The sequence below is a fragment of the Methylobacterium sp. Leaf117 genome, assembly GCF_001422985.1.
Taxonomy (GTDB): domain Bacteria; phylum Pseudomonadota; class Alphaproteobacteria; order Rhizobiales; family Beijerinckiaceae; genus Methylobacterium.
Genome location: NZ_LMNL01000001.1, coordinates 561,879 through 585,761, shown reverse-complemented (window position 1 = coordinate 585,761; position 23,883 = coordinate 561,879). Strand labels below are relative to the sequence as shown.

20 protein-coding genes are annotated in these 23,883 nt (G+C 68.2%); 7 read left to right on the top strand and 13 right to left on the bottom strand.

What is annotated here, in order from left to right; all coding sequences use genetic code 11:
- Positions 1-68: 68 nt before the first annotated feature.
- Entirely contained in the window at positions 69-1,967 is a 1,899-nt protein-coding gene (locus ASF57_RS02615; protein ID WP_056479618.1) for a sigma 54-interacting transcriptional regulator, read from the bottom strand.
- A 174-nt stretch (positions 1,968-2,141) separates the two neighbouring features.
- Here ASF57_RS02615 and ASF57_RS02610 point away from each other — a divergent pair, with 174 nt between their 5' ends.
- The 4 genes from ASF57_RS02610 to cynS are packed head-to-tail and all read left to right on the top strand — an operon-like array spanning position 2,142 to position 5,861.
- Complete coding sequence (locus ASF57_RS02610; RefSeq protein ID WP_056479615.1) at positions 2,142-3,503, top strand: CmpA/NrtA family ABC transporter substrate-binding protein; 1,362 nt, start codon at positions 2,142-2,144, stop codon at positions 3,501-3,503.
- 3 nt (positions 3,504-3,506) lie between these two features.
- Positions 3,507-4,346 (top strand): nitrate ABC transporter permease, encoded by an 840-nt coding sequence (gene ntrB, locus ASF57_RS02605; RefSeq protein WP_056186297.1) that lies wholly within the window; start codon positions 3,507-3,509, stop codon positions 4,344-4,346.
- Between the two features lie 5 nt (positions 4,347-4,351).
- Positions 4,352-5,338, top strand: a complete 987-nt coding sequence (locus tag ASF57_RS02600; RefSeq protein WP_056479612.1) for an ABC transporter ATP-binding protein — start codon at positions 4,352-4,354, stop codon at positions 5,336-5,338.
- A 34-nt stretch (positions 5,339-5,372) separates the two neighbouring features.
- Positions 5,373-5,861 (top strand): cyanase, encoded by a 489-nt coding sequence (cynS, locus tag ASF57_RS02595; RefSeq protein WP_056186303.1) that lies wholly within the window; start codon positions 5,373-5,375, stop codon positions 5,859-5,861.
- A gap of 312 nt (positions 5,862-6,173) precedes the next feature.
- On the opposite strand, the gene ASF57_RS02590 is transcribed toward cynS, so the two are convergent.
- The 6 genes from ASF57_RS02590 to ASF57_RS02565 all read right to left on the bottom strand — a co-directional run bounded on the left by ASF57_RS02590 (position 6,174) and on the right by ASF57_RS02565 (position 11,862).
- The gene (locus ASF57_RS02590) at positions 6,174-7,283 is read right to left on the bottom strand and encodes an aldo/keto reductase (protein ID WP_056479609.1); all 1,110 of its coding nucleotides are present in this window, start codon (positions 7,281-7,283) and stop codon (positions 6,174-6,176) included.
- A gap of 51 nt (positions 7,284-7,334) precedes the next feature.
- Complete coding sequence (gene larB, locus ASF57_RS02585; RefSeq protein WP_056479606.1) at positions 7,335-8,048, bottom strand: nickel pincer cofactor biosynthesis protein LarB; 714 nt, start codon at positions 8,046-8,048, stop codon at positions 7,335-7,337.
- Positions 8,045-8,863: a hypothetical protein gene (locus ASF57_RS02580; RefSeq protein WP_056479602.1), complete on the bottom strand. Its 819-nt coding sequence runs from the start codon at positions 8,861-8,863 to the stop codon at positions 8,045-8,047. The genes larB and ASF57_RS02580 overlap by 4 nt, the downstream gene beginning before the upstream one ends.
- 2 nt (positions 8,864-8,865) lie before the next feature.
- Positions 8,866-10,191, bottom strand: coding sequence for a LarC family nickel insertion protein (locus ASF57_RS02575; RefSeq protein ID WP_056479600.1), 1,326 nt, complete (start codon positions 10,189-10,191; stop codon positions 8,866-8,868).
- Positions 10,192-10,303: 112 nt separating this feature from the next.
- A complete protein-coding gene (locus ASF57_RS02570; protein WP_056480206.1) occupies positions 10,304-10,759 on the bottom strand; it encodes a response regulator in 456 nt (151 codons plus the stop codon).
- Positions 10,760-10,770: 11 nt separating this feature from the next.
- On the bottom strand, positions 10,771-11,862 hold the full coding sequence (locus ASF57_RS02565; protein WP_056479598.1) for an HWE histidine kinase domain-containing protein: 1,092 nt from the start codon (positions 11,860-11,862) through the stop codon (positions 10,771-10,773).
- A 527-nt stretch (positions 11,863-12,389) separates the two neighbouring features.
- Between ASF57_RS02565 and ASF57_RS02560 the strand changes: the two genes are divergently transcribed.
- Together ASF57_RS02560 and ASF57_RS02555 are read left to right on the top strand one after the other, a co-directional pair.
- Entirely contained in the window at positions 12,390-14,819 is a 2,430-nt protein-coding gene (locus tag ASF57_RS02560; RefSeq protein WP_056479596.1) for a PAS domain S-box protein, read from the top strand.
- Between the two features lie 157 nt (positions 14,820-14,976).
- Complete coding sequence (locus ASF57_RS02555; RefSeq protein WP_056479595.1) at positions 14,977-15,180, top strand: Rmf/CrpP family protein; 204 nt, start codon at positions 14,977-14,979, stop codon at positions 15,178-15,180.
- 41 nt (positions 15,181-15,221) lie between these two features.
- On the opposite strand, the gene ASF57_RS02550 is transcribed toward ASF57_RS02555, so the two are convergent.
- The gene (locus tag ASF57_RS02550; protein ID WP_082503631.1) at positions 15,222-16,025 is read right to left on the bottom strand and encodes a Crp/Fnr family transcriptional regulator; all 804 of its coding nucleotides are present in this window, start codon (positions 16,023-16,025) and stop codon (positions 15,222-15,224) included.
- A gap of 1 nt (position 16,026) precedes the next feature.
- Entirely contained in the window at positions 16,027-16,398 is a 372-nt protein-coding gene (locus tag ASF57_RS02545; RefSeq protein WP_056479588.1) for a response regulator, read from the bottom strand.
- Between the two features lie 534 nt (positions 16,399-16,932).
- Here ASF57_RS02545 and ASF57_RS02540 point away from each other — a divergent pair.
- A complete protein-coding gene (locus tag ASF57_RS02540; RefSeq protein ID WP_056480199.1) occupies positions 16,933-17,406 on the top strand; it encodes a cupin domain-containing protein in 474 nt (157 codons plus the stop codon).
- 14 nt (positions 17,407-17,420) lie between these two features.
- On the opposite strand, the gene ASF57_RS02535 is transcribed toward ASF57_RS02540, so the two are convergent.
- From ASF57_RS02535 to ASF57_RS02520, 4 genes are all read right to left on the bottom strand, one after another.
- Positions 17,421-20,876, bottom strand: coding sequence for an SbcC/MukB-like Walker B domain-containing protein (locus tag ASF57_RS02535; RefSeq protein ID WP_056479585.1), 3,456 nt, complete (start codon positions 20,874-20,876; stop codon positions 17,421-17,423).
- A gap of 212 nt (positions 20,877-21,088) precedes the next feature.
- On the bottom strand, positions 21,089-21,739 hold the full coding sequence (locus ASF57_RS02530; RefSeq protein WP_056479582.1) for a DUF4194 domain-containing protein: 651 nt from the start codon (positions 21,737-21,739) through the stop codon (positions 21,089-21,091).
- A gap of 124 nt (positions 21,740-21,863) precedes the next feature.
- Complete coding sequence (locus ASF57_RS02525; protein ID WP_056186340.1) at positions 21,864-22,133, bottom strand: hypothetical protein; 270 nt, start codon at positions 22,131-22,133, stop codon at positions 21,864-21,866.
- Between the two features lie 233 nt (positions 22,134-22,366).
- Positions 22,367-23,755 carry a Wadjet anti-phage system protein JetA family protein gene (locus ASF57_RS02520; protein ID WP_056479579.1) on the bottom strand — a complete coding sequence of 463 codons (1,389 nt, stop codon included), beginning with the start codon at positions 23,753-23,755 and terminating at the stop codon, positions 22,367-22,369.
- Positions 23,756-23,883 lie beyond the last annotated feature (128 nt).

Below are 23,883 nucleotides of genomic sequence, written 5' to 3'. Positions count from 1 at the left end.
GCCTGCACGGGCTGCCCAGTTGCAATCGCTCCCCAAGAAGCTGTTTGGGACAGGCGCGGGGTGAATCGTCACCGGTGATTGAGCAGGTCGCGACGATTGATGCCCAGGGCTTTGATGCGGGAGGCGAGCGTTGTCGGGCGCAGACCGAGCATCTCGGCGGCGCCTCCCTGTCCGAAGATCTTGCCACCGGTGAGCACCAGGGCCGCCTCGATCTCGGCCCGGTCACGAGCGCGCCGTTCGGTCTCCGTTGGGACGGCAAGCGCGGGCTCGGCCGGAGCCAGCTCACGATGGCGGGGGGGCGCGTCGATCTCCGGCAGGTCCAGATGCAGGCGTCCGCGGACGGCGAGGATCGCGCCGCGCTCGATGACGTTCTCCAGTTCGCGCACGTTGCCCGGCCAGGCGTAGCGGCTGAGCCGGCGCGCGTCGCCTTCCGTCAGGCGCGGTTCCGCGATGTTGAGGCGTCGGGATGCGCCCTTCAGAAAGTGCTGTGCAATCAGGGGAATGTCCTCCGGTCGTTCGCGTAAGGGGCTCGCCGCAATCGGAAAGACGTTGAGGCGAAAATACAGATCTTCACGAAACCGTCCCCGGCGTACCTCGTCCCGCAAGTCTCGATTGGTGGCGGCGATCAGCCGGACATCGACGGCCCGGGTCCGCTCCTCGCCGATCCGCTCGAACGAGCGCTCTTGCAGGACCCGGAGAAGCTTTCCCTGAAGATCGATGGGGATTTCGCCGACCTCATCAAGGAAGAGCGTGCCGCCATCCGCCAATTCAAAACGGCCAACCCGGTCGCGGACAGCACCCGTGAAGGCACCTCGGGCATGGCCAAAGAATTCGCTCTCGAACAATTCGCGCGGCACGGCGGCGCAATTGACCCGAATCAGGGGGCGGTCGGAGCGACGGCTGGCTTCGTGGATCGCCCGGGCGATCAGTTCTTTGCCGGTGCCGGATTCGCCGGTGACCAAGACGGTTGCGTCGGTGCCGGCCACCACATCGATCTGGCGCAGAGTCGCCTCGATGGCCGGAGATCGCCCGATGATGCCCTGGTGATGGCTTTCGAGCCGGATTTCTTCCTTCAGGTAGGCGTTTTCGAGCTCCAGGCGCTCACGCAGGGAATCGACTTCGGCGAGGGCCTGGCGCAGGCGCTCGTCGGCTTCGCGGCGGGGGCCTATGTCGCGGAAGACGATCACCGCGCCGAGAAGGCGGCCCCGATCGCGGATCGGTGTCGATGTGTATTCCACGGGGAACGCGCGTCCGTCACGGCGCCAGAACACCTCCGTGTCGACCTGGTGCACGGCGCCGTCGCGAAACGCCGCGTAGATCGGGCAATCATGGTGGTGATAATGCGCGCCGTTCGGGTGGGTGTGATGCACCGTGGCATGCATGTCCCGCCCGACGAGGTCGGCGGCGGACCAGCCCAGCATCCGCTCGGCGGCCGGATTGACGAAGGTGGTCACCCCGTCCGCGTTGACGCCGTAGATGCCCTCCCCGGCTGCCCGCAGGATGAGCTGGTTCTCGCGCTCGAGATCGCGGAAGATCCGCTCCATCCGCTGCCATTCGGATAGGCCGGCCCGCATGTGGGCATCCGCCTGGGCGTCCACCTGACGCCGGCGGCGGGCATCGAGATCGGCCAGGGTCACCAGCATCAGCGGCGCGTGGCTGAGAAGAAGCGAACCCGCATATTCGAGCCGCAGGGTTTTGCCCTCGCCGTGGCGCGGAGTCAGCGCGTGGGTCCACCACCGGCCCTTTGCCTGGACCGCCTGGGTGAAGACGATCAGCGTCGGCAGCTGGCCGGGATGAAGGACGCTCGCCGGCATCCCCCGCAGCACGGCAGAATCATAGCCCAGCAGATCGGCGGCCGCCGGGTTGGCCTCGACGACCCGATCCTGATCCGGGTCGAGCACCAGCATCGGCTCACGGCTTTCGCGGAAGGCGAGGCCGAGATCGAGCGGTGCCGGAACGGAAAGCATGAAGCCTTATCTCACGACGAGATTTCGTTGTAAAACCACGAGATCTCGTAAAACACGAAATCTCGTATCAAGATCGGATCGACCTAAGCCTATGTGAAAGTTCAGAGAAAGTTCTTTTCTGATCCTGGCACGGGGGTTGCGGAGTAGGGTGTACTTCTCAGCGGCGAGGCAGCTATGGCCCTGTTCGACAATCCTTTCGACGCCTCCCGGCGGCTTGGCCGGGGCGGCTGCTCATGTGGTGCGCACCGCTCGCAAGGTGAACACGATGCGGCCCAGCCGGTGGGCGACGCGGCCATTCAGCGTGTCGTCGACGGGACGGTGATGCGGGCGCTGTTTCCGCACGACGCCGAGCGGCGGGCGTTCCTGCGCAGCGTTGGGGCGGCGACCGCCCTGGCGGCTGTCAGCCAGTTCCTGCCGACCCGCCTGATCGCCGAGGCCTTCGCCGAGGGCGCCAAGCCCGAGAAGACGGACCTGAAAATCGGCTTCATCCCGATCACCTGCGCGACGCCGATCATCATGGCGAAGCCCATGGGCTTCTACGAGAAGCAGGGTCTCAACGTCGATGTGGTGAAGACCGCCGGCTGGGCGGTGATCCGCGACAAGACCCTGAACCGCGAATACGACGCCGCTCACATGCTGGCGCCGATGCCGATCGCGATCTCGCTGGGCGTCGGTTCGAATCCGCAGCCCTACACCATGCCGGCGGTGGAGAACGTCAATGGACAGGCCATCACGCTTGCCATGAAGCACAAGGACCGGCGCGACCCGAAGGACTGGAAGGGCTTTAAGCTCGCGGTGCCGTTCGACTACTCGATGCACAACTACCTGCTGCGCTACTACCTCGCGGAAGCCGGCATCGACCCCGACACCGACGTGCAGATCCGCGCCGTACCGCCGCCCGACATGGTCGCGAACCTGCGCGCCGACAACATCGACGGCTTCCTGGCTCCGGACCCGGTCAACCAGCGCGCGGTCTATGACGGCGTCGGCTTCATCCACATCCTGTCGAAGGACATCTGGGATCGGCATCCGTGCTGCGCCTTCGCGGCCTCGCAGGATTTCATCACCCAGACGCCGAACACCTACGCGGCCCTGCTGCGGGCCATCATCGAGGCCACGACCTACGCCTCGAAGCCCGAGAACCGGAAGGAGATCGCCGCCCAGATCGCGCCGGCCAACTACCTGAACCAGCCGGTCACGGTGGTGGAACAGGTCCTCACCGGCACCTTCGCGGACGGCCTCGGCGCCGTGCGCAAGGTGCCCGATCGCGTCGATTTCGATGCCTTCCCGTGGCAGTCCTTCGCGGTCTGGATCATGACCCAGATGCAGCGCTGGGGGCAGATCAAAGGCGAGGTCGATTACCAGGCCGTGGCCGCCAAGGTCTATCTGGCCACCGATGCCGCGAGGCTGATGAAGCAGAACGGCCTGACACCGCCGGAGACCACCACCAAGAGCTTCGTGGTCATGGGCAAGACCTTCGATCCGGCCAAGCCGAAGGAATATCTCGAATCCTTCAAGATTCGGCGGGCGGGCTGAGTCATGGCCCCAAGCCTCTCCGTTCGCGCCGGCCTCGTCTCGCTCGCCCTGCTGCTGGCCTTCCTGCTGACCTGGCAGATCGCGGTCAGCGGCACGGGCAAGACCGAGGCGATGGACCCGGAATACGCCGCCCTGATGGGCGCCAGCGCCACGACCGGCAAATCGGCCATGCCGGGGCCGCTCGATGTCGGGGCGACGATGTGGAAGCACCTGCGGGACCCGTTCTACGACCGGGGGCCGAACGACAAAGGGCTCGGCATCCAGCTCGCCTATTCCATCGGCCGGGTGGCGCTCGGATACGGCCTCGCGGTGATCGTGGCGATCCCGATCGGCTTCCTCATCGGCATGTCGCCCCTGATGGGGCGGGCGCTCGATCCCTTCATCCAACTCCTGAAGCCCGTCTCGCCCTTGGCGTGGATGCCGCTCGCCCTCTACACGATCAAGGATTCCGGGCTCTCGGCTATCTTCGTGATCTTCATCTGCTCGCTCTGGCCGATGCTGATCAACACCGCCTTCGGGGTGGCCGGCACGCGCAAGGAATGGCTCAACGTCGCCCGCACCCTGGAGGTCGGGCCGTTCCGCCGGGCCGTCACCGTGATCCTGCCGGCGGCGGCGCCCACCATCCTCACGGGCATGCGCATCTCCATCGGCATCGCTTGGCTCGTCATCGTGGCGGCCGAGATGCTCGTGGGCGGCACCGGCATCGGCTACTTCGTCTGGAACGAGTGGAACAACCTCTCGATCACCAACGTGATCACCTCGATCCTGGTCATCGGCCTCGTCGGCATGATCCTCGACCAGGTGCTGGCGCGGGCGCAACGCCTCGTCACCTTCCCGGAGTGAGCGCCATGGCCACGCTCCTTCGCTTCCGCACTGCACCCAGCCCCGGAGACGCCCGCGTGTCCTCGCAGACCTCGCCGTCTCCCTCGTCAGGGTCCGAAAAGTTCATCTCGATCGAGGGCATCGCCCGGCGCTATCCCGCGCCGGGAGGCAAGAGCACCACGGTGTTCGAGAACCTGTGGCTGCCGATGCGGCGGGGCGAGTTCGTCTGCATGATCGGCCATTCCGGCTGCGGCAAGACCACGGTGCTCAACATCCTGGCCGGGCTGGAAGCGCCGAGCGAGGGCGTCGTCATCGCCGACGGGCAGGCCATCGAGGGCACCAGCCTCGATCGGGCGGTGATCTTCCAGGGCCACGCACTTCTGCCCTGGCGCACGGTTCTGGGCAACGTCGCCTACGCGGTGTCGTCGCGCTGGCGCAAGGCCACCCGCGCCGAGGTGCGAGCCCGTGCGGAAACCGCCATCGCGACGGTGGGTCTCGCCGGGTCCGAGCACAAGCGCCCGTCCGAATTGTCGGGGGGCATGAAGCAGCGCGTCGGGATCGCCCGGGCGCTCGCCATCGCGCCCAAGATCCTGCTCATGGACGAGCCGTTCTCGGCACTGGATGCGCTCACCCGGGGCACGCTTCAGGACGAGGTCCGCCGCATCTGCACCGAGACCGGCCAGACCGTCTTCATGATCACCCACGACGTCGACGAGGCGATCTATCTCGCCGACCGCATCGTGCTGATGACCAACGGACCCCAGGCCAAGGTGGCGGAGATCGTCGAGAACCCGCTGCCGAAGGTGCGCGACCGGGCCAACCTGCACCACGCGCCGGGCTATTACGCCCTGCGCAATCACCTGATGGACTTCCTGGTCACCCGCTCGAAGACCCTGCGGGATGCGATGCCGGCCGGCTACGACCCGCGCCATCCGCCGGTGATCCGCCCCGCGCTCACCGAGGCCGATGCCGCCGCCCTGTCGGCGGATGCGGCCCCGGCCCTGCGGGCCTGACTTCCCTCTTTCCAAACCGCCACGGAGACGATCCATGAAGCGCGAAGACCTGACCGAGAAGCTCCTCGACATCAAGCGCGAGAAGGGCTGGACCTGGAAGCACATCCAGGACGAGATCGGCGGCATCTCGCCGATCCTGATCACCGCCGCCTGCATGGGCCAGATGAAACTGCCCAAGGCCCAGGCCGCCAAGGCCGCCGCCCTGTTCGGCCTGTCCCAGGCCGAGGAGCGCATGTTGAACGAGGCGCCCTATCGCGGCTCGATTGCCCAGATGCCGCCGACCGATCCGCTGATCTACCGCTTCTACGAACTGGTGATGGTCTACGGCACGACCTGGAAAGAACTGATCCAGGAGGAGTTCGGCGACGGCATCATGTCGGCCATCGACTTCAACATGACCATGGAACGCGAGCCCAACAACAAGGGCGACCGGGTCAAGATGAACCTCTCGGGCAAGTTCCTGCCCTACAAATACTATGGCAACGACGAAGGCGTGCCGGATTACGGCTTCAAGGAAGGCTGAGTCCCGCCTGCGCTCGCCCTTCGGGAAACGTCGGAGGAATGGGCGCCTGCACGCTGACGATTGCGATCCCTCCCGCCCATCCCCGCCCGGACTCAGGCAGCACGCCGTCATCCCGGGGCGACGAAGGCGAGCCCCGGACCCGAAGGGGCGCGCCCGCGGCGTGCAATCCAGAATCGCCGACAGTGGATAGCCATGCACCCCGTCATCCCGGACACCGCTGCGCGGCTCCGGGATGACGGGGTGCTGCCGGGAACCTGGGAGGAAGGTCTTCGGCCGGAACGGACATCACCGCCGCGATCAGGCCGTCCGGTCTCACTCCATCGTGGGCGCCAGCTTCTGCACGCTCTCCACGTCCTCGCCGAGCCAAGCCGCGTTCTTGGCCGTGCCGTCGAAGGTCGCGCTGGTCTTGAACAGCTCGTACTTGCCCTGAAGCGCATAGGGCTTGCTGCGTGCCAGGAGTTCGGCAACCGTCGCCCGGTCCATCGGCTTGAAGGTTTTGACCGCCTCGAACGCCTGGTCGAGGTCGCGCTGGTTCTCGATCCCGGTGATGACCACGGTGGTGGGCAGGTTGAGGCAGAAGTGCAGGTATTCGAGCGGCTTGATCGGCGCGTCGCTCTTCAGGATGACCCCGTCGCCGAAGGTCTTCATCCCGAGCGCCGCGATGCCGGCTTGCACGAGATAGGGCAGCACGAGGTGCCCGAACGAGCGGAAATGGGCGTCCATCACATTGAGGGGCATCTGCACGGAATCGAAGTGGAAGCCGCGCTCCTCGGCGACTTCGAGCATCTGCAGGTGGATGCGCGGGTCCTTGTGGCCGGTGAAGCCGATGTAGCGCAGCTTGCCGGCCTTCTTCGCCTCGACGAAGGCTTCCATGGCGCCGCCCTCGGCGAAGACCCGGTCGGGATCGTCGTAGCGCAGGATCTCGTGATGCTGGACGAGATCGATGCGGTCGGTGCGCAGGCGCTTGAGGGATTCGTCGATCTGGCGCATCGCTTCCTGCTTGGTGCGCCCGTCCATCTTGGACATCAGGAACACCTTGTCGCGGTACCCGCCCTGCGCCAGGGCGACGCCCATGCGCAGTTCCGAGCGGCCGCCGTTGTAGTCCCAGCAATTGTCCATGAAGGTGATGCCGCGATCGATGCCGGCATGGATCAGGCGGGTGGCCTCGTCGTCCGAGACCGCGTTCTTGCCGAGGTGGAAGCCACCCATGCCGATCGCCGAGATCTTCTCGGCGTGGCGCCCGAAGGAGCGGTACAGCATCTCGCCGCGGCGCTCGCCCGGATCGGTGATCAGGGGCAGGTCGGCCGGGTCCTTCGGCCGGGTGTTCGGCAGGCCGGGCGCGGTCACGGCCGCACCGGCGCTGCTGGTGGCGGCGAGGCCGGCGCCGGCAGCGGCGCCCTGTAGGAAACTGCGGCGTTCCATGTTTGCTCTCCGGATCGGGGGATGGCGATAGGGCGGGCGTGAGATGTCATGTCAGGCCTCCGCCGCTTCGGTGGACGATGCGTCGGCCAGCGCGCGGGCCGCCTGGAGCAGACGCAGGGCGGCGCAGGCGGCGCCGTAACCGTTGTCGATATTGACCACCGTGATGCCGGGCGCGCAGCTCGCCAGGATCGCATCGAGAGCCGTGCGCCCGCCCTCGGCGACGCCGTAGCCAACGGAGGTCGGAACCGCGATCAGCGCACTGGCGACGAGGCCGCCGACGACGCTCGGCAGGGCGGCATCCATGCCGGCGGCGACGATCAGGATCGGGTGGGCCCGGATCTCGTCCAGCCTGCGCGTCAGGCGCCACAGGCCAGCCACCCCCACATCGGCGAACAGGGTGGTCGCCTCGCCCTGGTACGCCAGGGTGCGCTCGGCCTCGCGCGCCACCGGAATGTCCGAGGTTCCGGCCGCCACGATGCCGATCCGCGCCGGCCCGGAGAGCGCCCGCTTCCGGCCGAAGATGGCCGTGCGCGAAACGGCGCAGTAGTCGATCCGGGTCCGGTGCTCCTCCGCCAGGGCCGCATGCTTGTCGGCGTCGAGCCGGGTCAGCAGCAGCGAAGCGCCGCGCGCGCCGGCCGCCGCCAGGACGGCGTCGATCTGGGCCGGCGACTTGCCGGCGGCGTAGATCGCTTCCTCCAACCCGATCCGCTCCGGCCGGGCGAAATCGAGGACGAATTCGTCCGAGATACTGTCGGTGGCGCTCATGGCGTGGCTCCCGTCAGGAAGGCGCTGCCGGTGCGATAGGCGGTGAAGCGGACCGGCGCCTGGGGCAGGCTCGTGGGAGCCTCGGCCTGGATGCGCTCGGCCAGCAGAGTCTGGTGCGGCGTGTCGAGGGCCGCGAGGCTGTCGGGATCGAGTTCGACCACGATGCCGGCGGCGCGGACCCGGCAGCGCACGGCGCGCCGGGCGCCCAATCCGGCCCCGAGCGTGCGCGATACCAGATTCTCGACGGCGTGGATGAAGGCGAGGGTCTCGGGTTCGATGCGGATGCCGGTCTCGACCCGGCTCGACAGGCAGGGCGCGGACGGAAGATCCGCCACGGAGCCGAGGCCGAGGTTCCGGGCCAGGGCCCGCACCGCCGCCTTGTCGAGTCCGGCTTCCACATAGGGATGGCGCACGCCGTGCTCGCGAGCGGCGTCGAGGCCGGGGCGGTACTCGCCGAGATCGTCGAGATTGGCGCCCGACACCATGGTCCGGTCGGTGACTTGGCGGATGGTGCCGTACAGGTTGGTCTTGCAGAAGAAGCAGCGGTTGACCGGGTTGGCCCGGTACTGCGGGTCGGCGAATTCGCCGGCCTCGACCACGCGCAGGGACCAGCCCAGGCGCTCCGCCTCCGACCGCACCCGCCGGGTCGCCTCGGACGGGACGGCCGGCGAGGCGGCATGCACCATCAGCGCCCGGTCCCGGCCGAGGCGGCGATGAGCCGAGGCCGCCAGGGTCAGGCTGTCGACGCCGCCGCTGACCGCGACCGCCAGGGGGCCGATCTCCGCCAGGACGCGGTGCAGGCGGTCTTGCTCCATGCTCATGCGTCGCCTCCCGCTTCCGCATCGTCGCGCAGGGCAGCCTCCTCCGCGGCCCGTCGCAGGCCGGCCCGGACCGAATGGCTCTCATGCGCCACGGCATCATCGGCCTCGGCCTTGGCGGTGCGCCCGCCCGGGCGATCGACGATCTTAACCCGCACCGGCCTCTCGGCGACCGTTACGGTGCGCATCCGGCGCGGCAGGGCGGCGCCCGAGACGACCCGGTGGCGCAGCCCGATCGTGGTCGTCTCCCGGAAGCAGGCCTCGATCGCCCCGTCGAGGGCGCTGGCGCGCGCGAGCGCCCGGATATGGGTCATCATCCGTCCCTTCTTGCCGAAGACCGGCATCTGGACGACGTCGAAGATGTCGGGGTGATCGCGCAGCCGGTCGAGCCCCATGGCGAGGTCTTCCGCCGACTGGTCGTCGACCTCAAACTCGATCACCCCGAGGTCGCGATGCGGGCTGCCGGCGGGTGTCGTGCGTGTCGCGTAGACCAGCACCCGCAGGCAGTTGCTGAGGCCGGGCAGAACCCTGGTGCCGAAGCCGATGCCGGACCCTTGAAGGGTCCGGGGCATGGCCGCCGGGGCCGGCGCGATGGCCCGCAGATAGGCCAGGATGGCCGCGCCTGTCGGCGTAACGCGCTCACCCGGCACACCGTCGTCGAGGGTCTCGAAACCTTCGAGCAGGAGGCTGGTGGCGGGGGCCGGAACGGGCAGCGGTCCGTGCTGGGTCCTGACCCGGCCCGAGCCAAGCGGCAAGGCGGAGACGCTCCAGGCCTCCGCGCCGAGGGCGCCGATCAGATGAGCGGCCGCCACGATGTCGGCGATGGAATCCCAGGCCCCGACCTCGTGGAAGGCCACGTCCTCGACCGCGATGCCATGAACTCGCGCCTCGGCCTCGGCCAGGCGGGCGAAGATGCCGATCGCATGTTCGCAGACCATCGGCTCCAGCGCGGAGTCCTGGAGCGCGGCGCGGATCTGCGACCAGTGCCGGTGGCCGTGCGTGGCGGGTTCGGTAGCATGCCAAGAATCGTGCTGGTGATCGTGCTGGTGATCGTGCTGGTGATCGTGCTGGTGGTCATGATCATGCGCCGGATGCCGATGGATCGGTCCGGGCGGCGGCACCGGTTCCGCTCCCTGGCGCGCGACGATGAAGCGGCGACCGGCCAGGATGCCGTCATTGTGGCGGACGAGTTCGCAGGTCACTGCCGGCAGAGCCGCCGCGATGCTGGCCATCACGCCGGCTTGATGGTCGGGAAAAGCATCGAGCAGGGCGGCGGCGAACATGTCGCCCGCGACCCCACCGAGGGCGTCGAGATGAATCTGCATACCGCGCGCTGGTGTCCGGCCCGTCATTGCAACAGGCGAACGCGAGATCGTTCGGAAAGGTCCGGCGCGATCTCGTCCGGTGCGGAGACGGAAGGCCGCAGCGGGCGCTGGGTCAGTCCGCCCGGATCGGGTGCGGTTCGGTGATCTTGGCGCCGAAGGTGCAGGTGTGGGGGAGCGCGCGCCCGGACTCGCCCTTGGCGGGAAGCGCCTCGCAGACGAGCAAATGCCGGAGCATCCGCGCCATCTGGTCGACCTGATAGGGTTTCTGCATCACCGGAACGGAGCCATAGGCCGGATCGATGCCGGCGGCGCCGTAGCCGGTCGCGAAGATGAAAGGGATGCAGCGGGCGAACAGCACGTCGGCCACCGGATAGCTGACGGTCTCGCCGAGATTCACGTCGAGGATGGCGAGATCGAACGCGGTCGCGCGCGCCATCGCGACGGCTTTTTCCAGGCGCATCGCCACCGCGACCTCGCAGCCGAGGTCGAGCAGCATGTCCTCGCCCAGCATGGCGATCAGGCTCTCATCCTCGACGAGCAGGACTCGCCGGCCTTCGAGATCGGTCATGCGGGAGGCGGTCATCGGGTTGCCCGCCCGGTCACCAGATCCTGTCCATGCCAGCCGAGCGCCGTCAGAGGAATGCGGATGTGGCAGGTCACGCCACCCGGCGGATAGGCGATCACCGCGCTGCCGTCGAATTCCATGGGCAGTTGCCGTTCGATCAGGCGGCTGCCGAACCCACGGCGCGTCGGTTCCACGACGGTGGGGCCGGCGGTCTCGGTCCAGGCGAGGTCGAGGCGCTCGCCGCCCGCGATGCGCTCCAGCGTCCAGTGGACGCCGACACGGCCCTCCGGCACCGAGAGGGCACCGTACTTGGCGGCATTGGTCATCAACTCGTGCAGCGCCATGGCGAGGGTCACGGCCACCTTGGGATGCAGGCGGGTGTCGGGGCCGACGAGATCGAACCGCGCCGTATCGACCTCGGCGAGCGCGTGCGGAGCCAGGGCGCTCTCGACGACGCTGCGCAGGCTCGCAGCTTCCCAGTTCTGGCTGGTCAGAACGTTGTGGGTGTTCGACAGCGCCACCATGCGGGCATCGAACATCTGACGGGCCGCATCGTCGGTCCTGCCCCGGAAGGTCTGGGCAGCGATCGACTGCACGGTGGCGAGCGTGTTCTTGACCCGGTGGTTCAGTTCGTTGGTGAGCAGGCGCTGGCGCTCCGCCGCGGCCTTCTCCTCGGTGATGTCCCGGACCTCGATGATCGTCCCGATGATTTTCGCATCGTCGTCGCGGATCGGGCTCGCGGTGAATCCGACGGGGTAGAAGCGTCCGTCCTTGTGCACGAACACTTCCTCGCCCCGCTCCTGGTTGTTCTCGGGAAAGGCGCGATCGATGGCGCATTCCTCAAGCGGGAAAGGACGTCCGTCCGGGTAGGTGTGATGGACGATGTCGTGCAGCGGGCAGTCGCGGGCCAGCACTTCCGTCAGGCTGAAGCCGGTCAGCAATTCGGCCGCGCGGTTCATGTAGACGCAGTGCTGGCGGTCATCCATCAGGAAGATCGCCACCGAAGCGTTGTTGAGCACCGCGTTCAGGCGGCGCTCGGTCTCGTGCAACTGAGACCCGCGCCGCAAGGTCGGGAGGGTCGTCGTAGAGGTGTCGAACGTCTGCATCGGTCCGCAGTTTGGCACGAACGATCGTTTCCCAACAGTGACCGGCGTCTTCTGGCGCCGGTTCTCGCGACGTCGACGGTGTATGAGCTGTGCACGGTCCACCCGTAATAGCCTGTGGCTGCAGGGCGATCCGGGGTTTCAGACGCAATCCACAGTCCCGACTTTCGTTCCGAGGATGGTTTCGTTCCTGGCCGGAAGCCGGCTTACCGACAGGCTCCTGGTAAAGCGCCCGTCACGGTGCCGGTTCCGAAATGCTTGGCGTGAGCGAACCGGCGCAGGCGATCACGCGTTCGAAGGCATCGACGCCCTGCCGGACGTCGGATAGGCAAGCTTCGGATAGCGGGCTCTCGGATGGCGGGCTTCGGATAGGCAACTACCGAGCGCGAAGCGCCTGAAAGGCCGGCAGAGCGCGACGCGGATTCCTGCGCGCGCCCAGCATTTCTTCACGAGCGGGATTTTTCGCCGGGGTGCCCCAGCTCGGGGTAGACCGGTTTGGGGCAGGCCGGTTTGGGACAGAACGGACCGATATGGATGACGCGCTCGAACGCCTTCGCCTGAGAGAACGAGAACTCGAGGCCGAGATCGCCCGGCTCCGAGTCCAACGCGACGCGATGACCCGCAGGCCCGATTCCGGGCAGCGGACCTCGGCCGCCAGTCCGGACCTGCTGTTCACGGCTGCGGAGAAGACCCGCATGCCGATGATCATCACGGACCCCAATCAGCCCGACAATCCGATCGTCTTCGCCAATCGGGCCTTCCAGGATCTGTGCGGCTACGATGCCGACGAACTCCTCGGACGCAATTGTCGCTTCCTCCAGGGCGAGGGGACCGACCGGGCCGAGGTCGCCCGCGTTCGGGACGCCATCGCGGCGCGGCGGGACGTGGTGGTGGAGATCGTCAACTACCATCGCGACGGAAGCGCCTTCCGGAACGAACTCTACGTCAGTCCCGTCTTCGACGCGGACGGCCAACTGGTCTACTTCTTCGCCAGTCAGCTCGACGTCACCCGCTTCCGCACCGAGGAGGGCCGTTTCGCCGAGAGCGAGGCCCGCTACCGGACCCTGTTCGATGCGATCGATGCAGGGTTCTGCATCGTCGAAATGCGGTTCGATTCGGACGGTCGTCCGGTCGACTACCGGTTCCTCGAAGTGAATCCGGCGTTCGAACGCCAAGCCGGGCTCGGCGACGTCATCGGCGAATGGGTCAGCGACGTGATTCCCGGCCTGGAGCCGCGCTGGCTCGAAACCTACGGCGACGTCGCGCTCACGGGGCGGCCGGCCCGGTTCGAGAGCGGTGCCGTCTCACTCGGTCGCTGGTTCGACGTTCACGCCCTGCGCGTCGGCGAACCGGTGCAGCATCGCGTCGCGATCCTGTTCAACGACATCACCGAGCGACGGGAGGCGGAAACGGTCCTGCGCGCCACGGCGCGGGACCGCACGACCGAGCGCGACCTGGTCTGGCGCGCCAGCCGCGATCTCCTGGTGATCTGCGGGTTCGACGGCATCTACCGCTCCGTGAATCCGGCCTGGACCGAGATGCTGGGATGGCCGGCGGACGCGCTGGTCGGCTCCCGCTTCGATGGGTTCCTTCATCCCGACGATGTTGCGGCGGCCAGTGCGGCGTTCGCGCGCCTGACAGAGGGCGGCATCCTCGACAATCTCGACGTCCGCATGCGGACGGCGGATGGGGATGTGCGCTGGGTGTCCTGGAATGCGATCCCGCAAGGTGATCACTTCTACGCCGCGGGGCGCGACGTCACCGAGCGCAAGATTCTCGAGGATCAGCTGCGACAGTCGCAGAAGCTCGAAGCGGTCGGACAGCTCACCGGCGGTGTCGCTCACGACTTCAACAATCTCCTGACGGTCATCAAGTCCTCCACCGATCTCTTGAAACGGCCCGATCTGCCGGAGGAGCGGCGTCAGCGCTACATCGGCGCGATTTCCGATACGGTGTCGCGCGCTGCCAAGCTGACGGGCCAGCTTCTGGCCTTCGCCCGGCGGCAGGCCCTGAGTCCGGAGGTGTTCGACGTCGCCCGCAGCGTCGCCTCCGTCGCGGACATGGTCGGGACGCTGACGGGGGCGCGTATCCAGGTCCAGACCAAGGTCGACCCCGGCCACGCCCCCGACGGAGCGCCGCTCACCTGCCTCGTCGATGCCGATCCGAGCCAGTTCGACACGGCCCTCGTCAACATGGTGGTCAATGCCCGCGACGCCATGGACGGCGAGGGTCGCCTCGGAATCCGGGTCAGCCGTGCCCTCGCGATCCCAGCGGTCCGCGCCCATCCCCGGATACGCGGCGATTACGTGGCGGTCTCGGTGTCCGATACCGGCTCCGGCATTCCACCCGACGTGCTGGAGCGGATCTTCGAGCCGTTCTTCACCACGAAGGGCGTCGGCCAAGGCACCGGGCTCGGCCTGTCCCAGGTGTTCGGATTCGCCAAGCAATCCGGTGGCGAGGTGGTGGTGGAGAGCGAACTCGGCCATGGCACCACCTTCACGCTCTATCTCCCGCGGGTGCGCGGCGCGATGGCGACCCAGGCGGCGCTTCCCGAACCCGCTCCTCTGGCCGATGGTCACGGCACGCGGGTTCTGGTGGTCGAGGACAACCTCGAAGTCGGGGCTTTCGCGACCCAGGCACTCCAGGAACTCGGTTACGCGACCCGCTGGGTGACCGATGCGGAGCAGGCGCTTCAGGCGCTCGGGCAAGCGCCCGCGCCCTTCGACGTGGTGTTCTCCGACGTGGTCATGCCGGGGATGAACGGCATCGATCTCGGCCACGCCATCCGCGCCCGGCACTCCGGCCTGCCGGTGGTGCTCGCGTCCGGCTACAGCCACGTCATCGCCGAACAGGGGACCCACGGCTTCGAGTTGCTGCGCAAGCCCTACTCGGTGGAGGATCTCTCGCGCAGTCTGCGACGGGCGGTGGAACTGCGCGGGGCGTCCGTGCGCGAAGGCTGAGCTGGGCCTGGATCTCCTCCTCGAGTGCGCTCGGCCAGCATTCGCTCGCGGCTGCCTGCCCCGGCGACGCAGCGGTGAACCGCGACGGCGCCTCCGGGTTGATCCCTGGAACCCGGCGGGGGTGCCCATGCCGGGACACAGGATGAGGAATCGAGACATGAGCGACGGCGCGACCGCCAGCGACAGCCCCTTCATCAAGGGCCGCAATGCCCGACTCTACGGCAAGCAGCGGGAAAGCTGCCCCTATGCGGAGGGAAGCCCGGATCGCGAGGCCTGGATGCAGGCCTTCGACGAAGCCTCGGACGACCGTCTGGAAACCCAGACCGGCACCATCGATCCCCAATCCGCGCAGAGGGGCTGAGGCTCCGGCCCGGGGGCTTGCCCGCACGGCTTCCGCGTCCTTCAGGCGGAAGCCGCCTCAGATGTCGTGGCCGATCTGCCGAGGTTCAGATAGGCCGGATTGAACTCCGCCAGGTCCGTGAGGCGGGTCCAATCGAGGATCGTCAGCCGTTTGCCCGAGAGGGCGATGAGCCGCTGTCGCCGCAAGGCCTGGAGCGAGCGGTTGACGTGCACGTTCGACAGCCCGACCGTCACCGCGATTTCGGATTGCGTCAGGGGCAGTTCGCAGGTCATCCCGGTCGTGAGTCCGACGCTCGACAGTCGGAGGTGCAGTTCGCAGAACAAATGTGCGATGCGCTCGATGGCCGAGCGGCACCCAATATTGACGATCCATTCGCGCAGCGTGGCCTCGTCGACTCGATCGCTCCGCCGCAGGGCCTTGCGCAGGGTCGGATGCTGGCGGGTCGCGGCCCGCAAGGCGTCCGCGGGAATTCGGGCGATGCGGCAGGCCGACAACGCACTGACCGTGTGGTCCATTCGGCTGACGAGTTCGGCTTCCAGATGGCAGTGATCCCCCGGAACCAGATACGCGGTGATCTGGCGCGCGCCGGTCTGGCGAAACTGGTTTCGGCAGGCGAAGCCTTTGAGGACGATAAGGATGCCGTCCGCCGGCTCGCCCTCGCGGAGGATGTCGGCCTGGGCCGGATAATCCCGCCCATTCGCGATCAGGCGGAACAGGGCGCTACGGTCCTCCCCCGACAGGTGCGCGAAGCATTCGAGTTTCCGGATGAACGGGTTCACCGATACGTCCGGCGTGAGGGTGAAGGTCCACTCCCCCGCCGGCTGGCTGCCAAAGTGAGGCGCCATCTCAGGAACTCCCGAACGCGATGTCACCGAGCGTGATGACGACATCTCGGGGAACCGCAGGATTGGTGAGCCAGGGCGCGTCGGTGAAGCCCAGGGCCAGGGGATCGTCGCGACCGCACGAGGCGTGCACGACGAACGGGACGCCGCGCCGGCGGAGTTGCCTCATGGTGTCCCTGCAATCGCCATCCCGCAGGAAGGGCTCGATGATCGCGAGATCGATGGCCTGATTTGCCAGGAGCGCCTCGGTCTCCGCCACCGTTGCCACAGGCCCGACCACGCGATAGCCCGCCTCCACCAGTGCTTCGCACAGGTCGATCCCGACCAGCGCATTGTTCTCCGTCAGCAGTACCAGCAGCGTTCGATTTGTATCCATCGCGGCGGCCCTCGGTCTCAGAGGTCGTTGGACTCTATTCATCCAGCTGCTGAAATAGAGCCCTAATCGATCTCTTGTGCAAGTGAAGTCGGTCTTACCAATTGGTGTAGTTCCAGGCGGCGGAGAAATGTTTGGTACCCGACAAACATTTGTTGCAGTTATGATGGGCTCGATTTCGGCGCGCTTTTGCGCGTTGGCTGCTTGCCACGTCGGCCATGTCTGGCGGAAACATCGGGCCGCGCACTCAGTGACGCTGCGGATCGCGTTGATCGACCCCAGAACGGCGTCGCTGCCGCCCTTCGTCCGAACATCGGCATGTCGGTCTTCGGCAATGCGGCAGTCATGAGTGCGATTTCGGTCGTCGGTGCTGGAATTCCGGTCAGACGAGCGGACGACAAAGACGGTCTTCAGAACCGTTGCTTAACGATCGCGCGAGGGATCGGTGCAGGACTGGATCATTGAACTTGCGCACCGCTGGTTGCCTCGTAGACCATCATCTTGGTTGACGAAACGCGACAGCGCGGGATGGTATCGATGGAAATTGCGCGCCTGATTCACACCTTCGCCATGCCCGTGATGGCGTTACTCGGTGCTCTGCCATCTTTCCGAAGGGTCCCGTCGCCGCCGCCCCTGCGCGAGGGGCCGACCCGCTCGACCTATGATTTTCCGGCCGTCCAGCCGGCCGCGACGCCCTATTGGCCGGAGCGCGCCTGCATCCTGTCGGGCAAGCCGCAGCAGACCGCGACCTACATCTACAGGAGCCCGGACGACCTGTTCGCGGCCGGGATCTGGACCTGCGAGCCGGGCAAGTTCCGCATCGACTTCGGCCGGGCCGAGTTCATCCAGCTCATCGAGGGCGTGGTGACGGTGACGGATGCGGACGGGACGGTCCGAACCTATCGCGCAGGCGATGCCTTCGTGACGCCAGCGGGCTTCTCCGGCACCTGGGACGTCATCGAGCCGGTGAAGAAGCACTTCACCTGGTACGGGCCCGAGCCGGTCTGGTAGCGCAGCACCCTGCCCTACTCGGCAGCGTCGACCCGGAACCCCTCGATACCCTGGCGCTCGGGGTTGATCGCCGCCAGCGCGCGTTTGGCCGCTTCCAGCGGGTGCTCGGCCTCGATCCGCACGGATGTGAGGTCGGGGCTCTTGTAGACCGTGACGATGGTGTCCATCACCTCGGTCAGGGTCGTGCGCTTGTCCTCGGGCGCGGCGATCAGGAGTTGCAGGCCCCAGGCCTGATAGAGATCGACCAGCGCCTGGCTGTTGCGCACGTCGAGCTTGGAGAAGGCCTCGTCGAGCAGGCAAAGGCCGAGGCCGGGATTCTCGTCGCCAGGCCGGTCGCCGGGATAATAGGCGGAGGCGAGCGAGGCCGCGATGGCCACGTAGAACGGCGCCTGGGCCTCGCCGCCCGAGCCGCGCAGCGCCCGATTCGACATGGTGGTGCGGTTGCCCGCCCGGTCGCGCATGCCGATCTCATAGACGAAGTAGTTGCGGTAATCGGCCAGCCGCGTCGCGCTTTCGTCCCCGGCGATCAGGGCCGTGATCTCGTCGATGGCGGTGGAGAGCGGGCCTTCCGGGATGGTGCCGTCCTCGTTGGGCAGGATCGCCTGCGCGGCATCCGGCGAGCGCGCCACCTCGGTCGCAAGGGCGTGGACGGCGGCGTAGCGCCGGTCCACCTCCGCCTCGAAGGCGTAGGTCTGGCCCGTGAAGGTCTGGCTCGACAGGCGCTCGTTCAGGGCGTCGAGGCGGGCGCGCACCCGCTCGAACTTGTCGGCGAGGCGGGTCAGCAGATCCTCGATCATCAGGCGGCGCATCTCGCTCTCCGCCCGCCGCGCCTGGTCGCGGTAGCGCCGCAGCTCGTGGCCCGCGACCTCGTCGTGGGCGCGCTTGGCCCAGCCATAGCCGAAGGAGGCGGGGGCATCGCCGGTGCCGAGGGGGTTCTCGACCCGCCACTGCACGCAATACTCGGCGAGATCGCGCTCGGCGGCGCGCCCCTGCGTCCGCGCGGTCTCCGCCGCGTCCCGGGCGCGCGCGCGGGCGGCATTGGCAAGGCTCCCGAGGGCCTTCGAATCGAGTTCGGCCCGCTCGGCCCGGAGGGTGGCCAGCGCGGCCGGGTCGAAGCCCTCGGGCCGGACTAGCCGGATGCGCATCGAATCGCCCCCGGTCCAGCGCTGATACGCGGTCCGGCGGGCCTGGAGCGCGGCGCGGGCCGCTTCGCGGCTCGTCGCCACCTTGGCCTTCAGGCCGGCCTCTTCGCCGAGGAGCAGATCGCGTTTCGGCTCCAGCACCTGGACCAGTTCGGTGAGATAGGCCGAACGTTCCTTGGCGAGTTCCGCCAATTCCGCCTCCAGCACGCCGGTCTCGGCCCGCTCGACGCTGTCTCGCTCCGTCGTTAGGCTCCGGCGGCGGCCCTCGAGCGCGTCCGCCTCGGCGCGCAGTTCGGCGAGGTCGAGATTCGTTTCGGACAGGCGACGCGTCAGAGCGGCGGCAATCCGCGCGGCTTCGCGCAGGACGTCGGCCTCCGCCCGGGCCCGGCGGGCCTCGGCAACCGCCTGCTCCCAATCCTGGCGGCTTTCGGCGGTCGGCCCGCGATGGCCCCGGGTCATCATCAGCTGGACCGGGCGCACCACCGAGTAGGCCATGCCGGAGGTCGATCGCCCGCTTGGCGCGACAGCGCGGCTCATATGTACGAGGGCCGCATCGTTCGGGGCGAGGTCGTAGCCCCCGAGTCGCGCTCCGAGGAAGGCCTGCGCGTGCGGGTCCGCCGTCGCGATCAGCGCCAGCGGTCCCTCGTCGTCGCGCCCGCCCCGGCGGCGGGCGGTATCCGTGGTCTTCACCAGGAGGCAGCGATAGAACTGGCTCTTGCGCGCTTCGAGAAGGCCGAACGCCTCGTTGAGGCGGTCCGGCTGCACCACCAGGGCCTCGCGGGCGCCGCCCAGGAGGCCTTCGAGGGCTTGCCCCCATTTCGGATCGGTGATCTCGGCCAACTCGCAGACCGGCGTCGCCACGATGCCGAGCCGGCCGAGCTCTTCGCGGAAGGCGGCGACGTCCGATGACAGCCGAGGTGCCGCGCCTCGCCCACCCGTGCTCGGCGCCGGCGCGCGGGTCTGCGCCTCGTTCTCCAGGGCGCGGGCGCGCAGCGCCGCGTCCTCCGCGGACCGTTCAAGCGGCGCCGTGATCTCCGGCATCCCGGCGAGGCCGCCGATGAGGGCGGCCAGCGGCCCGTCCGAGCGCAGCGTCTCCTCCGGGTTCGCCTCCCGGCGCAGGCCGGACCGGGCGCAGGCCTCCACCAGGCGCGCGGCCTCCGGCGAGACCTTCCGGATCTCGCCGATGATCACCGTGAGCTTGCCGGCATCGAGGACGATCCCGACCAACTCGCCGACACGGGCGGCGAGGTCGCGCCGGTCGCGCGCCAGCATGGCGAGCCCGGCATTCGAAGCGGCCAGCCGTCCCTCGGCGGCGGTCCCGGCCAGCAGCGCCTTCTTGCCCGCGATCTCGCCATCGATCTCGCGCACGAAGCCCTGGCTGGTGGCGACGCTTTCGCGGGCGATGCGCAGGCGTTCGGCGATATCCTTCAGGGCCGAACGCGCCGTGCCGTGATCGAGGATGCGGCGGCGCAGATCGGCATCGGCAGCCCGCAACTCGCCGAGGGACGCCGCAAGGCTCGCCTCGGCCCAGGTCTCGTAGCGCCCGAGGATGCGGGCGAGGTGCGACAGCCGGCGTTCCAGTTCCTCGATCGTCTCGAGGAGGCGGCGCCAGGTCTCGACCGATTGCCGGATGCGCGCGACGTCCAGGGGCTCGGGTTCGAGCACGAACGAGCGCACGAAGGCCGAGGAATCGAAGATCGGCTTGAACGCGACGGCGTTGGAGAAGGTGCGCAGGAAATGGCGCGGCTCGGGCACCGCCGCGCCCTCGCGCAGCATCCCGAGCAGTTCGGCGGTGAAGCGCTCGCCGGAGGCCCGGTACTCGTCGAAGGTCTCGCCGCGCGTGCGCAGATCCTTGGCGATCTCGGCCCAGGGCGCCACGAAGCTGCCGCCGGGCGCCTCGCGCACGTAATCCGCGATCTCGAAGCGGTGGCCCACATGGACGAAGCGCGACAGCGTGGTTTCGCGGCTGTCCTCGGCCCGTGCCGCCAGGGCGAGACCGGCCGAGACGACCCGGCCCGTGGTCTCGTTCTCGAACACCAGGACGATCAGCGTCTCGCAGGCTTCCCGCGTCGGGCGGCCGCCCTCGGCCGGATCGCTGATCCAGCCCAGGCAATAGTCCCGCACCGTCCGCGCACTGCGCCCGGAGGCCGAGGCGTTGAGGGCGAGGCGGCTGGCGTTGTTGCCGGCCAGCACCGTGCCGACCGCATCGAAGATCGTCGACTTGCCGGCGCCCGTCGGACCCACCAGCGCAGCCGCGCCCCGGATCCGGATCTGCTCGCGGCGGATCAGGTACCAGTTCGAGAGGACGATGTCGGTGAGGCGATACACGGCCGGTGCAGGTTGTCCCAGGGCTGAAATGAGTGTCCCGGCATGGACGCATGCCGCCCCGGATGCAAGCCGGTGCCGGCCCCGGCCTGGGGATGCGCGGTCGTCTGCGGGCCTCGCCGCCGCGTCGTCCCTCCGGCCGAGTGACGCCGCGGCTCCGGGTCGAAGCGCATCCGGAGCTGTTCCATTAGTCCTGTTCGGTCAGTCCTGTTCGGTCAGTCCTGCGCCGGTCCGCCCTCGTCGTCGCCCCGCGCGGCACCCCAGGCGCGAACCTGGTCCATCCAGGCGTCGGGTGACAGAACGGCAATGCCGGGCAGGACCATCAGGGGGGTGATCTTCTCGATCTTGTCGCGCTCGCCCAGCCGCAGCGCACCCTTGCGCGCGAACAGGCGCAGGATCTCGGTGAGGCGAGCCTCCTCGGGCGGGTCGCTGCGCGTGGCGGTGCGGATCGATTCGACGATGTCGTCGGTGGTGCACTCGACCACCCCGTCGGTGGTGACCCGGTGGGCGCGCAGGCCCTCCTCGTAAGCGAGGCGCAGGGCGAGCAGCACGAGGGTCTCGTCCTTGCGCAGGCGCTCGGCCTGCGCATCGTGGCGGATGCCCTCGGGCGGCACCCGCAGGCAAACCATCTGGTCGCGATGCATCACCTCGAAGCCGTAGCCGAGGCAGGCGAAATAGGCTTGGAAGAAGGGCGCGTAGTGGCGGGCCAGTTCGTAGGAGCGGCCGATGCCGGGCGTGCCGGCATAGACGCACTGGCTCTTCAGCAGCACCTGCAGCGCGCGCGTCAGCTCCTCATCGGAGGGCGCACGGGCGCCGGGCGGCGGAGGGTCCTCGCCATCCAGGATGGCACGAAAGGGTTCGAGCATGGCGGGTCTCGGGCGCGCGGGTCGGACCGGCGCGGCCGCGGAAAGGCGCCCCAGGCCGGACGCAGTCTCTACCGTCTCCCCGGCCCGTCCGCCATGGGTACGCGGGTCGGGGCTGGCGAGCCCGTCAGGCGGCGACGGCCGGCGTCGCGCGGAAGAGCGAGAGGCAGGCCGTGTCCCGATGCATGCTGAGGATGGACGCGCGGTCGAGGGACGGGTTGGCCGCCAGCACCCGCTGCACCTCGGCCACGATAGCCTCGTAACGGGCCGGATCGTAGTTCGGCTCCAGCGGGCTGACCGCGATGTAGGTCTCGACCACGAGAACCCGTTCGCAACGCTCGCGCCCGACTTCGGCGGCGATCCAGGCGGATTTGATCAGGCATTTGGCGGTGGTCATGGGCGATCGCTCCCGCAATCTTTCATCTTCTGCGCTTCGCATCTTGGTTTCGCGTCTTGGGCACGAAATCGACGGGAGCATGAACCCGACCCAGAATTTTGCCAAGGGCCGGGATTAAACATCCAGTGCTAACGAGCCGGAATGTAACGCGATGAACAATCGACACGTTTTCGAAGACCGCGAAGATTGATCGAATCAAGCAGAGGTCCGACCCGGGGCCGGACCTGATCTGATCACCGTCGCAACGCCGGCGCGCGTTCGAGCAGGAAATCCGGGCAGTCGAGCCAGCCATTCGAGACGCGGCCCTCGACGCGGGACAACCGGTAGCGGCCCCGCAGCGTGCCGTCGAACAGGACGTCGATCTCGCGCAGGCGCTGGAACACCACGAAATCGTCCACGTCCGCGATCCGGATCTGCGAGCCCCGAATGGCGCGTTCGGGGCCGAGCCGTCCCTCGATGAACGCCACCACCCGTTCCGGGGTGACTGCGACGCGCTCGCGAAAGGCGTCTTTGGCGGCGATGAAGGCTTCGACGACGGGGTCGATCTCGATCTCCGGCAGGGGCTCGGATTCGATGGGTGCCCGGCGCAGGCGTGGGGCGTAGCAATGCGGCTCCCCGATCGGCGGACGAAAGAGCGAGACCTGCGGGTCGGGCAGTCCGGTGAGGACGTCGTCGCTCCCGGCGACCGCCCGCAGGGCGGCGGCGGTCCGCTCGATGCGGTCGGAATCGCGATGATCGAGGTAGCGCAGGGTCGCGGCGATGCGGCGTTCGAGCCGGGCCACGATATCGCCGACGGCATCGAGATGCCGATCGAGCCCTTCGAAGATCGCCAGGATTTCGGCGAGGTCGCTGCGGACCGCCCGCTCGGCGCTGTCCCGGTCGGGTGCCCGCCCCTCGCGCAGGCCCGCATCCGTCAGCGCCCGCAGGGTCAGTGGATCGCGCAGGGCGCGGCCCGCCTCGCGCACGATTCCGGATCGGAAGCGGAACGGATTGAAACGGGTGTGCAGCGTCCGGTAATCGCTGACGAGGTGCCGTGCCACGAACTCCTCGAAGTAGAGCCGCAGGGCGGTGCCCTGGTCCGCCTCGCGCAGGATGCGTTCCTCGCTCTTGCGCATCGACCCGGCGAGGCTGCGCAGGTGGCTGAGGAACGTGCGAGCCGATTTCGCCGCGTTGACCAGAGCCTCGGAACGCTCGGCCGGGTTGGCGATGGCGCTTTCCAAGCTCCCCAGAACGTCGAGCACGGCGCCGCCGTAGGAGCGCCGCTCACCCCGGTCGAGGCGCGCGAGTTCCTCGATCACCATCCGGGCCTCGGGGTCGAATTCGACCACCGGAACGTAGCGCTCGCGCCGCTCGACCAGCCATCCGGCATCGAGGAGCCGCCGGTAGACCACGGAGCGGCGTTCATTCGGCTCGACCGGCGTCACGGCCTCGTCGTCGATCTCCCGGTCGATGAAATCCGCCGCGAAGTCGCCGATCGCGCCCAGGAGTTCGCTCTTGCGCAGGGGCTCGGCGGTGTCGCCGAAGACGCGGGCGTGCAGGTGCAGTAGCAGGGCCGCGTTGAAGGCCCGGCTCGGCGAGGCAAGCGGCTTGAACAGGTCGTCGGAGAGGTGCGTGAACAGCATGGGAGGCCGGGACAGATCAGCCCTGACCGGCGCGGAGAGTCAATTCCCGGACGCGGTGCGGCTCGCGGTCCCTGAACTCCCGACCGCGCCGCCGCGTTGTCCACCGGTCGTCCGCGTTCCTGCGAGGC

What these genes read in the sequence shown, in the direction of transcription:
- ASF57_RS02615 (WP_056479618.1), bottom strand. Translation starts at nt 1,967, where the DNA reads ATGCTTTCCGTTCCGGCACCGCTCGATCTCGGCCTCGCCTTCCGCGAA.
- ASF57_RS02610 (WP_056479615.1), top strand. Translation starts at nt 2,142, where the DNA reads ATGGCCCTGTTCGACAATCCTTTCGACGCCTCCCGGCGGCTTGGCCGG.
- ntrB (WP_056186297.1), top strand. Translation starts at nt 3,507, where the DNA reads ATGGCCCCAAGCCTCTCCGTTCGCGCCGGCCTCGTCTCGCTCGCCCTG.
- ASF57_RS02600 (WP_056479612.1), top strand. Translation starts at nt 4,352, where the DNA reads ATGGCCACGCTCCTTCGCTTCCGCACTGCACCCAGCCCCGGAGACGCC.
- cynS (WP_056186303.1), top strand. Translation starts at nt 5,373, where the DNA reads ATGAAGCGCGAAGACCTGACCGAGAAGCTCCTCGACATCAAGCGCGAG.
- ASF57_RS02590 (WP_056479609.1), bottom strand. Translation starts at nt 7,283, where the DNA reads ATGGAACGCCGCAGTTTCCTACAGGGCGCCGCTGCCGGCGCCGGCCTC.
- larB (WP_056479606.1), bottom strand. Translation starts at nt 8,048, where the DNA reads ATGAGCGCCACCGACAGTATCTCGGACGAATTCGTCCTCGATTTCGCC.
- ASF57_RS02580 (WP_056479602.1), bottom strand. Translation starts at nt 8,863, where the DNA reads ATGGAGCAAGACCGCCTGCACCGCGTCCTGGCGGAGATCGGCCCCCTG.
- ASF57_RS02575 (WP_056479600.1), bottom strand. Translation starts at nt 10,191, where the DNA reads ATGCAGATTCATCTCGACGCCCTCGGTGGGGTCGCGGGCGACATGTTC.
- ASF57_RS02570 (WP_056480206.1), bottom strand. Translation starts at nt 10,759, where the DNA reads ATGACCGATCTCGAAGGCCGGCGAGTCCTGCTCGTCGAGGATGAGAGC.
- ASF57_RS02565 (WP_056479598.1), bottom strand. Translation starts at nt 11,862, where the DNA reads ATGCAGACGTTCGACACCTCTACGACGACCCTCCCGACCTTGCGGCGC.
- ASF57_RS02560 (WP_056479596.1), top strand. Translation starts at nt 12,390, where the DNA reads ATGGATGACGCGCTCGAACGCCTTCGCCTGAGAGAACGAGAACTCGAG.
- ASF57_RS02555 (WP_056479595.1), top strand. Translation starts at nt 14,977, where the DNA reads ATGAGCGACGGCGCGACCGCCAGCGACAGCCCCTTCATCAAGGGCCGC.
- ASF57_RS02550 (WP_082503631.1), bottom strand. Translation starts at nt 16,025, where the DNA reads ATGGCGCCTCACTTTGGCAGCCAGCCGGCGGGGGAGTGGACCTTCACC.
- ASF57_RS02545 (WP_056479588.1), bottom strand. Translation starts at nt 16,398, where the DNA reads ATGGATACAAATCGAACGCTGCTGGTACTGCTGACGGAGAACAATGCG.
- ASF57_RS02540 (WP_056480199.1), top strand. Translation starts at nt 16,933, where the DNA reads ATGGAAATTGCGCGCCTGATTCACACCTTCGCCATGCCCGTGATGGCG.
- ASF57_RS02530 (WP_056479582.1), bottom strand. Translation starts at nt 21,739, where the DNA reads ATGCTCGAACCCTTTCGTGCCATCCTGGATGGCGAGGACCCTCCGCCG.
- ASF57_RS02525 (WP_056186340.1), bottom strand. Translation starts at nt 22,133, where the DNA reads ATGACCACCGCCAAATGCCTGATCAAATCCGCCTGGATCGCCGCCGAA.
- ASF57_RS02520 (WP_056479579.1), bottom strand. Translation starts at nt 23,755, where the DNA reads ATGCTGTTCACGCACCTCTCCGACGACCTGTTCAAGCCGCTTGCCTCG.